17 protein-coding genes and 1 tRNA gene are annotated in these 13,652 nt (G+C 68.6%); 10 read left to right on the plus strand and 8 right to left on the minus strand.

Annotated features, from left to right (window positions below):
- Positions 1-2: 2 nt before the first annotated feature.
- Positions 3-743: an SDR family oxidoreductase gene (locus RT655_RS12325; protein WP_313537080.1), complete on the minus strand. Its 741-nt coding sequence runs from the start codon at positions 741-743 to the stop codon at positions 3-5.
- 121 nt (positions 744-864) lie between these two features.
- On the opposite strand from RT655_RS12325, the gene RT655_RS12330 reads away from it, so the two are divergent.
- Positions 865-1,716, plus strand: a complete 852-nt coding sequence (locus RT655_RS12330; protein ID WP_313537082.1) for an IclR family transcriptional regulator — start codon at positions 865-867, stop codon at positions 1,714-1,716.
- A gap of 50 nt (positions 1,717-1,766) precedes the next feature.
- Here RT655_RS12330 and RT655_RS12335 read toward each other — a convergent pair whose 3' ends face one another.
- Together RT655_RS12335 and RT655_RS12340 are read right to left on the minus strand one after the other, a co-directional pair.
- Positions 1,767-1,898 (minus strand): hypothetical protein, encoded by a 132-nt coding sequence (locus RT655_RS12335; RefSeq protein WP_294257804.1) that lies wholly within the window; start codon positions 1,896-1,898, stop codon positions 1,767-1,769.
- A gap of 58 nt (positions 1,899-1,956) precedes the next feature.
- Entirely contained in the window at positions 1,957-2,931 is a 975-nt protein-coding gene (locus tag RT655_RS12340) for an alpha/beta hydrolase (RefSeq protein WP_409530270.1), read from the minus strand.
- A 202-nt stretch (positions 2,932-3,133) separates the two neighbouring features.
- Here RT655_RS12340 and RT655_RS12345 point away from each other — a divergent pair, with 202 nt between their 5' ends.
- Complete coding sequence (locus RT655_RS12345) at positions 3,134-4,744, plus strand: alpha-L-fucosidase (protein WP_313537087.1); 1,611 nt, start codon at positions 3,134-3,136, stop codon at positions 4,742-4,744.
- A 217-nt stretch (positions 4,745-4,961) separates the two neighbouring features.
- Here RT655_RS12345 and RT655_RS12350 read toward each other — a convergent pair.
- Positions 4,962-5,036, minus strand: a tRNA-Thr gene (locus tag RT655_RS12350).
- Positions 5,037-5,137: 101 nt separating this feature from the next.
- Between RT655_RS12350 and RT655_RS12355 the strand changes: the two genes are divergently transcribed.
- Positions 5,138-5,275, plus strand: coding sequence for a hypothetical protein (locus tag RT655_RS12355; RefSeq protein WP_313537090.1), 138 nt, complete (start codon positions 5,138-5,140; stop codon positions 5,273-5,275).
- Positions 5,276-5,309: 34 nt separating this feature from the next.
- On the opposite strand, the gene RT655_RS12360 is transcribed toward RT655_RS12355, so the two are convergent.
- Positions 5,310-7,106 carry an aminopeptidase P family protein gene (locus RT655_RS12360; protein WP_313537093.1) on the minus strand — a complete coding sequence of 599 codons (1,797 nt, stop codon included), beginning with the start codon at positions 7,104-7,106 and terminating at the stop codon, positions 5,310-5,312.
- 116 nt (positions 7,107-7,222) lie between these two features.
- Entirely contained in the window at positions 7,223-7,549 is a 327-nt protein-coding gene (locus RT655_RS12365; protein WP_313537096.1) for a hypothetical protein, read from the minus strand.
- Between the two features lie 93 nt (positions 7,550-7,642).
- Between RT655_RS12365 and RT655_RS12370 the strand changes: the two genes are divergently transcribed.
- Entirely contained in the window at positions 7,643-8,374 is a 732-nt protein-coding gene (locus tag RT655_RS12370; protein ID WP_313537098.1) for an energy transducer TonB, read from the plus strand.
- Between the two features lie 80 nt (positions 8,375-8,454).
- Here RT655_RS12370 and RT655_RS12375 read toward each other — a convergent pair whose 3' ends face one another.
- Positions 8,455-8,781 (minus strand): 4a-hydroxytetrahydrobiopterin dehydratase, encoded by a 327-nt coding sequence (locus RT655_RS12375; protein ID WP_313537101.1) that lies wholly within the window; start codon positions 8,779-8,781, stop codon positions 8,455-8,457.
- 17 nt (positions 8,782-8,798) lie between these two features.
- On the opposite strand from RT655_RS12375, the gene RT655_RS12380 reads away from it, so the two are divergent.
- Genes RT655_RS12380 through RT655_RS12390 form a run of 3 tightly spaced genes read left to right on the plus strand, consistent with a single transcriptional unit; the run spans position 8,799 to position 10,401 of the window.
- Complete coding sequence (locus RT655_RS12380; RefSeq protein WP_313537103.1) at positions 8,799-9,203, plus strand: metallopeptidase family protein; 405 nt, start codon at positions 8,799-8,801, stop codon at positions 9,201-9,203.
- Positions 9,200-9,769, plus strand: a complete 570-nt coding sequence (gene ccmA, locus RT655_RS12385; RefSeq protein ID WP_313537105.1) for a heme ABC exporter ATP-binding protein CcmA — start codon at positions 9,200-9,202, stop codon at positions 9,767-9,769. Before RT655_RS12380 ends, ccmA begins: the two co-directional genes overlap by 4 nt.
- Positions 9,766-10,401 (plus strand): heme exporter protein CcmB, encoded by a 636-nt coding sequence (locus tag RT655_RS12390; RefSeq protein ID WP_313537107.1) that lies wholly within the window; start codon positions 9,766-9,768, stop codon positions 10,399-10,401. Before ccmA ends, RT655_RS12390 begins: the two co-directional genes overlap by 4 nt.
- Positions 10,402-10,436: 35 nt before the next feature.
- Here the strand turns inward: RT655_RS12390 and pyk are convergent, their stop codons facing one another.
- Entirely contained in the window at positions 10,437-11,906 is a 1,470-nt protein-coding gene (gene pyk / locus RT655_RS12395) for a pyruvate kinase (RefSeq protein ID WP_313537110.1), read from the minus strand.
- 72 nt (positions 11,907-11,978) lie between these two features.
- On the opposite strand from pyk, the gene RT655_RS12400 reads away from it, so the two are divergent.
- From RT655_RS12400 to RT655_RS12410, 3 genes are all read left to right on the plus strand, one after another.
- A complete protein-coding gene (locus tag RT655_RS12400; RefSeq protein ID WP_313537113.1) occupies positions 11,979-12,353 on the plus strand; it encodes a DUF1244 domain-containing protein in 375 nt (124 codons plus the stop codon).
- A 140-nt stretch (positions 12,354-12,493) separates the two neighbouring features.
- Positions 12,494-12,730, plus strand: coding sequence for a DUF2312 domain-containing protein (locus RT655_RS12405; RefSeq protein ID WP_313537116.1), 237 nt, complete (start codon positions 12,494-12,496; stop codon positions 12,728-12,730).
- An 82-nt stretch (positions 12,731-12,812) separates the two neighbouring features.
- A complete protein-coding gene (locus tag RT655_RS12410; RefSeq protein WP_313537119.1) occupies positions 12,813-13,556 on the plus strand; it encodes a YebC/PmpR family DNA-binding transcriptional regulator in 744 nt (247 codons plus the stop codon).
- Positions 13,557-13,652: the final 96 nt, after the last annotated feature.

Raw genomic sequence — 13,652 nt, forward strand, 5'->3', positions numbered from 1 at the left:
CATCAGTTCACCCACCCGCCGTCGATCACATGCACTGCGCCGGTGGTGAAGCTGGCCTCGTCGCTGGCGAGATAGCAGATCAGCGCGGCGATCTCGTCTTCCTGGCCGAGCCGGCCCATCGGCTGGCGGGCGACGAAGGCGGCATGCGCTTCCTCGACGCTGATGCCCTGCTGGCCGGCCTGTTCGGCGACGCGCTGGCGGAGGCTGGGGGTGTCCACGGTTCCGGGGCAGACCGCGTTGCAACGGATGCCCTTCGCCACGAAATCGGCAGCGACGGACTTGGTCAGGCCGATCACCGCAGCCTTGGATGCGCCATAGGCGTGGCGGTTGGGGATGCCCTTCACGCTCGACGCAATCGACGACATGTTGACGATCGCGCCGCCGCCCTTTGCCAGCATGCCCGGCAGGAAGGCGCGGATCATGCGGTGCATGGCGTGGACGTTGAGGTCGAAGGACAGCATCCAGTCGGCATCGGTCCCGTCGAGGATCGACCCTGCCGCGACGAAACCGGCGATGTTGGCGAGCACGTCGACCTGGCCGACCGTCTCGGGGAGCGCGGCGATGGCATCGGCGTCGAGCAGATCGAGCACCACCGGCTCGACGCCGTCGAGCGTCGCCAGCGCGGCGCCGTCGCGGTCGAGCGCGAACACCTTGGCGCCCTCATCGCGCAGCCGCAGCGCGGTCGCGCGGCCGATGCCGTGCCCTGCCGCGGTCACCAGCGCGGTCTTGTTGCCGAAACGCATCGCCTCCCCAACTCCTCTAGAACGTTTTCATAGGTCAAAATGACTTTCACATTCTTAGGCGCAAGCCGCGATTGTTCGCAAGTGGCATGACACCGCTCGTCGCATTGGCTAGCCTAGCGTCATGACCGAGAATGCACCCGCCGCTTCGGCCGACAAATCGCCTGCCTATGCCGCCCCCGCGCTGGAGAAGGCGATCGACGTGATCGAACTGCTCGGCGCCGAGCCACAGGGGCTGACGATCAGCGAGATCGCGCAACGGCTGGGACGCTCGATCAGCGAGCTGTTCCGCATCATCGTCGTGCTCGATCGGCGCGGCTGGCTGCACAAGGACGGCGCCAGCGATCGCTACCGGGTGACCTACCGCGTGCTGGAAATCGCCCACCGGGCGACGCCCGCGCAGGAACTCACCCATGTCGCCACGCCGCTGATGCACAGCCTGGCAGCAGCGACGGTGCAGTCCTGCCATCTGGTGGTGGTCAACGGCACGCGCGGCCTCATCGTTGCGCGCCAGGAAAGCCCGGGTCAGACCGGCTTCGCCGTGCGGCTGGGCACCGAGATCGACCTGCTGACCAGTTGTTCGGGCCATGTGCTGCTGGCGGCGATGGACGAGGAGCGGCGCGCGGCGCTGTATCCGAAGGGGCTGCCGAGAGGCCTGGCCGAGCAGCTCGCGGTGGTGCGCGCCAAGGGCTATGAATCGATCCCCAGCGCGCGGATGGCGGGGGTGTCGGACATGAGTTGCCCGATCTTCGGGTTTGACGGCCATGTCGTCGCGGCGCTGACCATCCCGTTCCTCGCCGCGATCGACGATGCGCCGCACGTCTCGCACGAGGAGGCACTGGCGCAACTGCGGAAGACGGCGACCGCGATTTCCTCGGCGCTCGGCTGGTTCGACCGGGTCGAGGCGCCGGTGGTGCCGAACCTTTCGGTCGCCAGCCCCGTCCGCCGCCGCCGCGCCCGGATCGGGGAAGGCTAGAGCCTGCACTTCTTAGTGGTCATCCCGGCGAGGGGGTGGCGGCGTCCCCGTCAGCCCGGCGTGACGGCATAGTAGATGTTGTAGCCGACAAACACCGTCGCGATGATCGCCAGCACGATCAGCGCGACGGCGCCGAGCCCCTTGCGGGCGCGCTTCTCGACGGGTTCGGTTCTCGGGTCCATGCGGCGCCTCCTCGTTGATTTTCAAGGAAAAGACGCTTCGGCGCACGGATCGTTGCGCTCAGCCCGCCAGCAATCCCAGCCGCCGCGCATATGCCGCGAACAGCGTGGGCCAAGCCGAGGCAGGCACCGTCTTGGCCAGGCGCACGCCGAAGCCGTGGCCGCCTTGGTCGAACGCATGCAGTTCGCCCGGGCGCTTCGCGGCCAGCAGCGCCTGGTAGAGCGCGATGCTGTTCTCGATCGGCACCAGCCCGTCGTCGCTGGCATGGGTGAGGAAGATCGGCGGGGTGTCGCCGGTAACGCGCTTCTCCACCGAGGCGGCGTCGAGCGCCTTGGCATCGGCATCGGTGCCGAAAAGCTGGTCGCGCGAGCCGATATGGGTGAAGGGCGCGCTCATGCTCACCACCGGATAGATCAGCCCGGCCAGGTCGGGGCGGGCGGAAAGCTGGTCGGCGGCATCGACGGGGGTGTAGACTCGCTCGGCATGGCGGGTCGCCAGGCTGCCGGCGAGGTGGCCGCCGGCCGAGAAGCCGATCACCAGCAGCTTGGCGGGGTCGACGCCGTAGCGCTTGGCCGAGGCGCGGATCAGCCGCAGCCCGCGCTGCGCGTCGGCGAGCGGCACGGTCGAACGGTTGGCCCAGCCGTCGGTGGGGATGCGGTAGCGCAGGATGAAGGCGGTGATGCCCTGCGCGTTGAGCCAGCGCGCCTGCTCCTCGCCCTCATTGTCGATGGCGAGGAAGCCATAGCCGCCGCCCGGCATCAGCATGACTGCCGTGCCATTGGGGTTCGCCGCGCGGCGCACGGTGAGCGAGGGACGGTCGATGCCGCGCAGCCAGCGATCGGGCGCGGCGGGATTCTTGGAGCGCTCCTCGGTGCTCGGCTTGGGCAGCGGGGAAGGCGCGCCGGGGGGCGAGCCAGGCCAGAGCGGCAGCACCTCGTCCGCGCCTGCGGCATGGGCCGGCAGCGCGGCGAACGTGGCGGTGGCGGCCATGCCGGTGAGCATCGTTCGGCGCGTCAGGTCTTCGAACACGGGCATCCTCTCCTCTTGCCACCCGGCAATGCACCGGCGAATGCCGAGCCTTCGCGGTGCGTGGCCGCTGAAACTGGTAGCGGTACCGCGTGGTTGCAGAATCGCGATGGGCGCGCAACCGCGCACGCGATGCGCCTCCGGACGACAAGGGCGTTGACGCCCGGCCGCGGTATCAAGATGGTATCCTCGTGGTTCAGCGGAGGTAGCAATGATCGGATCAGGGTGGCGGCGGCGCGGGGTATTGGCGGGGCTTGCCGCCTTGCCGGCGGTGGCGCGGGCGCAGGTGACTGCGCAGGGGCCGGTGCAGGCTAGCTGGCCATCGCTGGTCGCCAACTATCGCTATCCCGAGTGGTTTCGCGACGCGAAGTTCGGGATCTGGTCGCACTGGGGCCCGCAATCGGTGCCCGAGCAGGGCGACTGGTACGGGCGACACATGTACATCCAGGGCCACCCGGCCTCGGACTTCCACCGGAAGGCCTATGGCCACCCCGCGGATGTCGGCTTCATGGAAGTCCAGAACCGCTGGACCGCCGCAGCATGGGACCCCGAGGCGCTGATGAAGCGCTATGTGAAGGCGGGCGCGAAATATTTCGTGTCGCTGGCCTGCCACCACGACAATCTCGACTGCTACGACAGCGCCTATCATCCATGGAACAGCCTGCGGGTGGGTCCCAAGCGCGACGTGGTCGGCACCTGGGAGAAGGTGGCTCGCGCGCACGGCTTGCGCTTCGGTGTCTCCAACCACGCCGCGCATGCCTGGCACTGGTTCCAGACCGCCTACGGCTATGATCCCGAAGGCGCGCGCAAGGGCGATCGCTACGACGCCTTCCGCCTGACTAAGGCCGATGGCGCGGGAACTTGGTGGGAGGGGCTGGATCCGCAGCTGCTCTACACCGGCAAGCACATCGTCGCCCCCGACGGCATCGACACGATGCAGGCGATGGGCAAATGGCACGAGGATCATGACGGCCAATGGGTGGAGCATGGCCCCGCCGGCGACGCCGCCTATGCGACGCGCTGGCTGCAGCGCCAGGTCGATCTCGTCACCAAATATCAGCCCGACTTCTGCTATTTCGACGATTATGAGCTGCCCTTTGGCCCCATCGGGCTGGCCGCCGCGGCCGACTATTACAACCGGTCGATCGCGAAGAGCGGCAAGATCGACGTGGTGCTCACCGCCAAGCAGCTGAAGCCCTATGCGCGATTCGGGCTGGTGCAGGACGTCGAGCGCGGCTTTGCCGACAAGCTGTGGGACGAACCCTGGCAGACCGACACCTGTCTCGGCGACTGGTTCTACAAGCGCAGCCTCTACACCGAGAAGCGCTATAAGTCGGCGGACGACGTGCTCACGCGGCTGGCGGACGTGATCTCCAAGAACGGCAACCTGCTGCTCTCGGTGCCCCAGCGCGGCGACGGCTCGATCGATTCGGAGGAGGAGCGCATCCTCGACAATCTCGGCGCGTGGATGGCGGTGAACGGCGAGGCGGTGTTCGGCACGCGGCCGTGGCGCGTCTACGGCGAGGGGCCGACCCAGCTCGCCGCGGGCATGCAGAACGAGGACGGCTTCAAGGGCTTCACCGAGCAGGACGTGCGCTTCACCACCAAGGGCGACGCGCTGTACCTGTTCTTCCTCAAGGCGCCGAGCACGCCGGTGACGGTGCAGGCCCTGGGGCTCGGCGCGGGCCGAGTGGCGCGGGCACGGCTGCTGGGCGGCGGCGACGTAGCGTTCCGGCAATCGCAGGCCGGGTTGACCGTGACGCTGCCCAAGGGGCTCGGCACGGTGCCTGTGGTGCGGATCGACGGGCTTCGGCGGGGGTGAGCGGAGAGGGGCGGTCGGAAGCGGCCGCCTCCCCGCCAGCGATCGTCATTCCCGCGCAGGCGGGACTCCATTTGCCAGGACGTTGGGGGCAGGAACCGCTAATTCAGCGCTAATGGATACCCGCCTTCGCGGGGATGGCGATGGTGTATGGAGGAAAAGCATGGCCGTCGCGGCCGCGGGGCCCTTACGGGCAAATTCTTCTGTCAGAAGGGGAAAATGGTGCTGCCGGCGAGGATTGAACTCGCGACCTCAGCCTTACCAAGGATGCGCTCTACCACTGAGCTACGGCAGCACTGTTTTCCAACCGCGGCGACCAGCGCCGTGCGGGAGGGGCCTATTTGCTTGGGGGCCGGCGATTGTCAACCCGCATCGCACGGGTTTATCGCTTTTCGCATGAAGGATGTGGATAAGCAGGCCAGACTGGCCGAAAAACTGCGCGAGAACCTGCGCCGGCGGAAAGCCCAGGCGCGCGGGGTGAAGGCGGACGGGGCCGGGCTGGGGGCGCAGCGGCCCGACGAATCGACGGACTGAAACGATCCTCCCCGTGCCGGGGAGGATCTTTAGTTCACCCGATCGGCGCGCACTTGGCCTCCAGCCACGCCCGCTCGGCGCCTTCCAGTTGCGGGCCGACGATCGCCAGCACCTCGGCATGATACGCATCGAGCCACGCGCGTTCCTCGGGCGTCAGCAGCGCGGGCAGGATCAGGCTGCGTTCGATGGGCGCGAAGGTGAGCGTCTCGAAGGCCAGCATCGGCTTGTCGCCGCCAGGGATGGTGCGCTCGACGATATGGACGAGGTTCTCGATCCGGATGCCGTATTCGCCCGCCTTGTAATAGCCGGGCTCGTTCGAGAGGAACATGCCCGCACGCAGCGGTTCCAGCGCCTGGCCGCCCGGATAGGAGGGCGGGGCGATGCGCTGTGGCCCCTCATGCACCGACAGATAGGCGCCGACGCCGTGACCGGTGCCGTGCGCGAAATCGAGCCCTGCTTCCCAAAGCGGCCGCCGCGCGAAGCCGTCGATCTGCGCGCCGGTGGTGCCGTCGGGGAAGATCGCGGTGGCGATGGCGATATGGCCCTTGAGCACACGGGTGAAGCGATCCTTCATCTCGTGGGCAGCCTCGCCGACCGGCATCACACGCGTCACGTCGGTGGTGCCGTCGCCATATTGCCCGCCCGAATCGATCAGGAACATCTGACCGCGCTCGATCGGCAGGCTCGATTCGTCGGTGACCTTGTAGTGCGGGATCGCGCCGTTGGGGCCGGTGGCGGAGATGGTGTCGAAGGACAGGTCCTTCAGGCGACCGGTCGCCTCGCGAAATTGGCGGAGCTTGTCCGCCGCCGACATTTCGGTGAGGCCGCCCTGCGGCGCGGTCTCCTCAAACCACTTCAGGAAGCGGCTGAGTGCGGCGCCGTCGCGTGCCTGCGCGGCCTTGTGCCCGGCGACCTCCGCGGGGTTCTTGATCGCCTTGGCGAGGATCACCGGATCGCGCAGCGCGAGCACGGTGGCGCCGTCCGCCTCCAGCGCGTCGAAGATCGCCGCCACCGCCGTGCCGGGATCGGCGACGACGCGTTTGCCCGCGAAACCGCCCAGCGCCGGCGCGAAGGCTGCGCGGTCCTGGATGCGCACCGCATTGCCGAGATGCTGGCGCACCGCATCGGTCACCTTCTCGGGCGCGACGAACAGGTCGGCCGTGCCGTCGGCATGGATCACCGTATAGGCGAGCGCGACCGGCGTGTGGGTCACGTCGTTGCCGCGGACATTGAAGGTCCAGGCGATTGAATCGAGCGCGGCGATCACCACCGCGTCGGCGTTCCGGCTGTGCAGCCAGTCGGCGATCTCGGCGCGCTTGGCGGCCGACGACTTGCCGGCCAGCGCCTCGTCGAGGACCGCCAGCGGCGCGTCGGAGGGGCGGGGCTGCTCGGCCCAAACGGCGTCGATCGGGTTGCGCGTGACGGGGACGAGCGTCGCGCCCTTCTCGGCCAGCGCCTTGCGCGCTTCGTCCACCCAGGCGCGGGTGTGCAGCCACGGATCATAGCCGATGCGGCCGCCGTTCGGCGCATGTGCGCCCAGCCAGTCGGCGATGCTCGTCGCGGGCACGCCGACATATTCCCAATGGTCGGCCGAGACCTGCTGGCGTACTTGAAGCGTATAGCGCCCGTCGGTGAAGATCGCGGCCTGGCTGCCCAGCACCACCGCGCTGCCGGCAGAGCCCTGGAAGCCGGTGAGCCAAGCCAGCCGCTGCGCATAGGCACCGACATATTCGGACATGTGCTCGTCGGTGAGCGGCACGACGAAGCCGTCTAGAGTCTCCTGCGCGAGTTGCGCGCGCAGCGCGTTCAGACGATCGGCATAGCTGGACATACGCGTACTTCCTGCATCTTCGGGGGCGGCGCGCAGCGCGCCGCGGGAATCGCCGGTTTCTGGCCGATGCAGGCGGGTTTGGAAAGGGGCGGGACCTCGCCCGCCCCTTTGGCTACTCAGCGACGGACGCGGACGTAGCTGCAGCGGTTCTTCGCGGTGAGCGTGCGGTCGATCGCGCGGCCGCCCAGCGCACCGGCGACACCACCGGCCGCGGCACCCAGCAGGCCGCCACCGACAATCGCCGGACCCGCGACCGCGCCGGCGACGCCGCCCGCGATCAGGCCGGCTTCGCCCTTCGACCGGCGGCAGCGCTTGACGACGCGATAATTGCGGCTGGACTTCGACTTGCCTTCGTAGCGCGACTGGGCGCTGGCGACGCTGATCGGCATCGCGACCGGCATGGCCAGGGCAAAGGCGGCGAGTGCGGCAATTGTCTTACGCATATTCGGACCCCATCTTCGGTTCGTGTTCGATGCGCATCAATGTGTCATGCCACATTTCGGTTGCATGAACCCGCAACGATCGGGGCAAATCCGGTGATTTCCGGAGGCTCCCGGGCGCGCGGCGCGGCGGCGGCGATCGCGGTGGAGGCGCTGCTGGCGGCGCTGCTGTTCGCCGGGTTGCGTGCGCAGACGGTGCTCCGCACCGATCCGGATGCGACACTGGTCAGCTTCGACGTGCCGCCCCCCCCGCCGCCACCCGCACCCGAACCGGCCAAGCGGCGCGCGGCGCCCAAGGCCGAGGGGGCGTCGGCACCTCCCAACCGCGTTTCCAAGGCGACCGAGGTCGTCGCGCCGCCGCCGCCGGTGGTCCTCCAGCCACCGCCGCTGGTGACTGCGCCCAAGCCGGCTACTGCCAGCGACTCGTCCTCCGGTGCTGCGCCAGTCGCGGGGCCGGGGACGGGCGCGGGCGGAGAGGGGGACGGCACCGGCAGCGGCGGGCGCGGCAATGGGCCGGGCGGCGGGGGCGGGGTGCCGCTCCGCTGGATCGGCGGCGGGATCAGCGATGCCGATTATCCCCGCGCCGCGCTCAACGCCGGGGCGAGCGGCACGGTGGGGCTGCGCTTCGTGGTAGGCGTCAACGGGCGCGTGTCGAGCTGCACGGTCACGCGCAGCAGCGGCAATCGCGATCTCGACGAGACAACCTGCAAGCTGATCCAGAAGCGCTTCCGCTACGTGCCGAGCAAGGATGCGGCGGGGCGGCCCTATGCCGATACGGTGACCGGCGAGCATCGCTGGGATCTGTACGAGCGGCCGGATGCGGAGTGAATAATTCTAAATTCTCCTCCTGCTTCTCCTGCGTCCCCTCCCGCAAGCGGGAGGGGCGCGCAGGAGCCGTTAGCGTCAGCCTACCCCTTCACCAGGGCATCGATTGCCGCCGCCAGTTGCAGGTCGCGCGTCGACAGCCCGCCCGCATCATGCGTGGTCAGCAGGATATCGACCCGGTTCCACACATTGGACCATTCGGGATGGTGGTCCGCCTTCTCCGCGAGCAGTGCGACGCGGGTCATGAAGCCGAAGGCCTCGACGAAGTCGGCGAACTGGAAGCGGCGGGTGATCGCGTCGCGCCCCGGCTCGTAGTTCCAGGCCGGCAGGGCTGCCAGCGATTCCTCGCGCAGGCCATCGGTCAAACGCGCTACCATTGCACTCCCCTCCTTGCTCCTTCTCTGCCGCACCGCCTATGCATTCGGCCATGCCGGAGCAAGCGCCAACCTTCGCCCCCGATGCGGCCCTGATCGAGCGCCTCGCCCGCGCCGCGCTGGCCCGCATCCCCGAACCGTTTCAGGTGCATCTGGCCGAGGTCGCGCTGCTGGTGGAGGAGTTCGCCGACGAGGAGACGCTCGATGCGCTCGGCATCGACGATCCCTTTGCGCTCAGCGGCCTCTACCATGGCCGCCCGATCGGCGAGAAATCGGCCTTTGATTCGGGAGGGCTGCCCGATCGCATACACCTCTATCGCCGCGCGATCCTCGACGAATGGGTCGAGACCGGCGAATCGCTCGAGCGTCTCGTCCATCATGTCGTGATCCACGAGGTCGGCCACCATTTCGGCCTGTCCGACGACGCCATGCATGCGCTGGAAGACGCCGCGGATTGAACCCCGGCCTTGCCTTTGACGCCGTGACCTGCCTGCGCGGCGGGCGTATCCTGTTCGAAGGGCTCAGCTTCGCGCTAGGGGCCGGGGACGCCGGGCTGGTGCTCGGGCCCAATGGTGTCGGCAAGTCGAGCTTGATCCGGATCGCCGCCGGGCTGCTCGCGCCGCTGGGCGGCCGGGTGGCGGGGGAGGGCGCGCGGGCGCTCCTCAGCGAAACCGCCGCGCTGGATGCCGAGCGGACGCTGGCAGGGGCGCTCGGCTTCTGGGCGGGGCTCGACGGGAGCGGGGACACGGTCGCCGATGCGCTGGAGGCCGTAGGGCTGGCGGACATCGCCGATGTGCCGGTGCGGTTGCTCTCGACCGGCCAGCGGCGCCGCGCGGCATTCGCGCGGGTACTGGCAAGCGGCGCGCCGGTATGGCTCCTCGACGAGCCGGGCAACGGCCTCGATACCGCTTCGGTCGCGATGCTGGAGGCGCGGATCGCCGCGCACCGCGCTGGCGGCGGCGTCGTGCTGGTCGCGACGCACCAGCTGATCGCGCTGCCGGACGCGCAGGAGATCGCGCTGTGATCGCGCTGGTGTGGCGCGAGCTGAGGCGGGCGTGGAGCAGCGGCGGGCTGGTGCTGCCGATCGCCTTCTTCCTGCTTGTCGCGATTCTGTTTCCCTTCGCGGTGGGCCCCGACGGGCGGCTGCTCGCGCGGATCGGCGGCGGCGTGATTTGGGCGGCGGCGCTTCTCGCGGCATTGTTGCCCGTCGAACGGCTCGTGACACCCGATGCCGAGAGCGGCGTGCTCGATCAACTGGTGGTGCGGGGCTATTCGGACTCGGGGATCGCCGCGGCGAAGATGCTCGGCCATTGGCTGGGCTTCGGTCCCGCGCTGCTGGCGGCGACCTGTGTCGCGGCGGCGCTGCTGCACGTGCCCGGCACGGCGCTGGGGACGATCCTGCTCGGGCTGGCGATCGGCACGCCGGGACTGGCGGCGCTGGGCGTGGCGACGGCGGCGCTGGTGGCGGGATTGCGCGGCGCGGGCGCGCTGGCGGGGCTGGTGATGCTGCCCTTCGCGGTGCCGCTGCTGATCTTTGGGGCGGGCGCCACCGGCGGCGAGCCAGGCGCGATCAAGCTGCTCGCGGCGATCAGCCTGGTGCTGGTCGCGGGTTGCCCCTTCGTCGCCGGTGCGGCGATGCGGATGGGGCGGGGATAATCCCCTCCCGCCGGAGCGGGAGGGGAGGATGGGACTTAGTTGCCTTCCGGACCCGTGTAGCTGGTCAGCTCGTCGCCGAGCAGCGTCACCACGTGGAGCACGTTGGTCGAGCCCGGCGTCTTGAACGGGACGCCCGCGCAGACGATCACCCGGTCGCCCGCCTTGGCGAGGCCGTGGCGCAGCGCCATGCGCTTTGCCTTGGCGACCATTTCCTCGAACGAGTCGACGTCGCGCGTCTGCACCGCATGCGTGCCCCACAGCAGGCCCAGCCGGCGCGCGGTATCGCGTTCCGGGGTCAGCACCAGGATCGGCACCAGCGGCCGCTCGCGCGCGATGCGGCGCGCGGTCGAGCCCGAGCTGGTGAAGCAGATGATCGCCGAGGCCGACACCGTCGCCGCGATGTTCTTCGCCGCTTCGGCCAGCGCGTCGGCGGTCGTCGGGTCAGGCTTGGTGACGGTGAAGTGGACGCGGTCGCCATGCGCCGGGTCGCGCTCCACCGCATCGGCGATCGAGTTCATCATCGACACCGATTCGATCGGCCACTTGCCCGCGGCGCTTTCGGCCGAGAGCATGATCGCGTCGGCACCGTCATACACCGCGGTCGCCACGTCCGAGACTTCGGCGCGGGTGGGCGAGGGGCTCTCGATCATCGATTCGAGCATCTGCGTCGCGACGATCACCGGGCGGCCCAGGCGACGCGCCGACTCGACGATGCGCTTTTGCAGCGGCGGCACGGTCTGCGGCGGCAGCTCGACGCCGAGATCGCCGCGCGCGACCATCACGCCGTCGCACTGCTCGAGGATCTCCTCGAGGCGCGCGATGGCCGAGGGCTTTTCGATCTTGGCGAGCAGCGCGGCCTTGCCGCCGATCAGGCGGCGGGCTTCCATCAGATCCTCGGGGCGCTGGACGAAGCTGAGCGCGATCCAGTCGGCACCCTGCTCCACCGCGAAGCTGAGGTCGCTGCGGTCCTTCTCGGTAAGCGCGGCGAGCGGCAGCACCATGTCGGGGACGTTGAGGCCCTTGTTGTTCGACAGCGCGCCGCCGACCTCGACGATCGTGGTCAGCCGGTCAGGCGCGACGTCGGTCACGCGCAGTACCAGCTTGCCGTCATCGAGCAGCAGCCGCGCATCGGGGTGCGCGGCTTCGAAGATCTCGCGGTGGGGCAGCTCGACGCGGGTGGCGTCGCCCGGGGTGGGATCGCGGTCCAGCGTGAACTGGTGGCCGGTGACCAGCATCACCTTGCCCTCGGCGAACTTGCCGACGCGCAGCTTCGGCCCCTGCAGATCCGCGAGGATCGTGGTCGGGCGGCCGGTGGTCGCCTCCATGCCGCGGATCGCCTCGAACAGCGGGATCTTCGAGGCCTGGTCGCCATGGCTCATGTTGATGCGGAACGCATCGGCGCCGGCGCGGAACAGCTTCTCGATCATTTCGGGGGACGCGCTGGCCGGTCCCAAGGTTGCCAGGACGCGCACCTTGCGCGAGCGGGGGGAGATCGCCTGTGTCATCGTTGTCTTCCTCGGCTTGTGCGTGCCCGCCTCTAGCCCCAAATGCGTTAACATCAACTCCGGAGGTGCCGAATGGATGAACTAGATCGCCTGGACGACGCAATTGCGGCCAAAGCGTTCCGCCGGCTGGTGCGCCATCTGCGCCACCGCCACGATGCCGAGAACATCGATCTGATGGGGCTTTCAGGCTTTTGCCGGAACTGCCTGGGCGACTGGATCCACGAGGCGGACCCGAGCATCGCCAAGGGCGATGCCCGCCGAATCGTCTACGGGATGGAGCAATCGGCGTGGAAGGCGAAGTACCAGAGTGAGGCTACGCCTGAGCAACTGGCCCGCATGGAAGCGAGCCTGAAGAAGAATGAGGGTCGCGACGACGATCTTGACGAGGCGCTCGACGAAAGCTTCCCGGCCAGCGATCCGCCTGCCATGACCGAGCCGGGCCGTTAACGCGTCGCAGGGCTTGAGCGGGGGCGCGTGCTTCTTTAAGCGCGCGCTTTCATCCATTCCTTTCCGAACGGCTGGGCAACCCGAAGCATGATTCGCGGCCCTGCGCCGTCCGGCACCATGCTGCAGGAGCCAGAATACCCATGTCCGACAATATTTCCGCCGAGCAGCTCCGCCTCCTGATCGAGCGTGTCGAGCGTCTCGAAGAGGAGAAGAAGGGCATCGCCGACGACATCAAGGACGTCTATGCCGAAGCCAAGTCGACCGGCTTCGACGTCAAGACGATGCGCACGATCGTTCGCCTGCGCCGGATGGAAAAGCATCATCGCGAGGAAGCCGAGATGCTGCTCGAAACCTACAAGCAGGCGCTGGGCATCTAAGCCCGCCATGGCGCTCTCCGGCCCCACGCGGTAAGGCGAGCGCTTTCCACCTCCTCCAAACCGCAGGCAGTTCGGGTTCACCATGGCAGGTCATTCCAAATTCAAGAACATCATGCACCGCAAGGGCGCGCAGGATAAGAAGCGCTCGGCGATGTTCTCCAAGCTCAGCCGCGAAATCACCGTGGCAGCAAAGATGGGTCTGGCAGACCCGGACATGAACCCCCGCCTGCGCGCCGCGATCAACGCCGCCAAGGCGCAGTCGATGCCCAAGGACAATATCCAGCGCGCGATCGACAAGGCGAGCAAGGGCGAAGGCGATAACTATGAAGAGATCCGCTACGAGGGCTTCGGCCCGGCGGGCGTCTCGCTGATCATCGAGGCGCTGACCGACAACCGCAACCGCACCGCGACCAACGTACGCACCGCGGTCTCGAAGAACGGCGGCAACCTGGGCACCGCCGGTTCGGTGAGCCATGGCTTCGATCGCCTGGGCCTGATCTCCTATCCGGCGAGCGCCGGCGACGCCGAGAAGGTGTTCGAGGCGGCGCTGGAAGCGGGCGCCGAGGATGTGACCAGCAGCGAGGACGGCCACGAGATCTGGACCGGCCAGGGCGACCTGCACGAAGTCGCCAAGGCGCTGGAGCCGGTGCTCGGCGAGTCCGAGGGCGCGAAGCTCGCCTGGCGGCCGCAGACGATGGTGACCGTCGGCGCGGACGATGCGGCGACGCTGTTCAAGCTGCTCGACGCGCTCGACGATGACGACGACGTCCAGACGGTGTGGGGGAATTACGAGATCCCCGACGACGTGATGGAGAAGCTGGGTTGATCTTCTTGCTCCTCCCCGGAACGGGGAGGGGGAGCGCCGCGAAGCGGTGGTGGAGGGGGGCTTCCCCAAGGTACTCGCTGGTGGAGAGCCCCCTCC

This window comes from Sphingomonas sp. (assembly GCF_032114135.1).
In the GTDB taxonomy this organism is placed as follows: domain Bacteria; phylum Pseudomonadota; class Alphaproteobacteria; order Sphingomonadales; family Sphingomonadaceae; genus Sphingomonas.

Excerpts from the sequence above, each read along its gene's own strand:
- RT655_RS12335 (WP_294257804.1), bottom strand. The coding sequence starts at position 1,898 with ATGGACCCGAGAACCGAACCCGTCGAGAAGCGCGCCCGCAAGGGGCTC.
- RT655_RS12380 (WP_313537103.1), top strand. The coding sequence starts at position 8,799 with ATGCCGGAGCAAGCGCCAACCTTCGCCCCCGATGCGGCCCTGATCGAG.
- pyk (WP_313537110.1), bottom strand. The coding sequence starts at position 11,906 with ATGACACAGGCGATCTCCCCCCGCTCGCGCAAGGTGCGCGTCCTGGCA.
- RT655_RS12355 (WP_313537090.1), top strand. The coding sequence starts at position 5,138 with ATGAAGGATGTGGATAAGCAGGCCAGACTGGCCGAAAAACTGCGCGAG.
- RT655_RS12400 (WP_313537113.1), top strand. The coding sequence starts at position 11,979 with ATGGATGAACTAGATCGCCTGGACGACGCAATTGCGGCCAAAGCGTTC.
- RT655_RS12410 (WP_313537119.1), top strand. The coding sequence starts at position 12,813 with ATGGCAGGTCATTCCAAATTCAAGAACATCATGCACCGCAAGGGCGCG.
- RT655_RS12340 (WP_409530270.1), bottom strand. The coding sequence starts at position 2,931 with ATGCCCGTGTTCGAAGACCTGACGCGCCGAACGATGCTCACCGGCATG.
- RT655_RS12325 (WP_313537080.1), bottom strand. The coding sequence starts at position 743 with ATGCGTTTCGGCAACAAGACCGCGCTGGTGACCGCGGCAGGGCACGGC.
- RT655_RS12365 (WP_313537096.1), bottom strand. The coding sequence starts at position 7,549 with ATGCGTAAGACAATTGCCGCACTCGCCGCCTTTGCCCTGGCCATGCCG.
- RT655_RS12330 (WP_313537082.1), top strand. The coding sequence starts at position 865 with ATGACCGAGAATGCACCCGCCGCTTCGGCCGACAAATCGCCTGCCTAT.
- RT655_RS12405 (WP_313537116.1), top strand. The coding sequence starts at position 12,494 with ATGTCCGACAATATTTCCGCCGAGCAGCTCCGCCTCCTGATCGAGCGT.
- RT655_RS12345 (WP_313537087.1), top strand. The coding sequence starts at position 3,134 with ATGATCGGATCAGGGTGGCGGCGGCGCGGGGTATTGGCGGGGCTTGCC.
- RT655_RS12360 (WP_313537093.1), bottom strand. The coding sequence starts at position 7,106 with ATGTCCAGCTATGCCGATCGTCTGAACGCGCTGCGCGCGCAACTCGCG.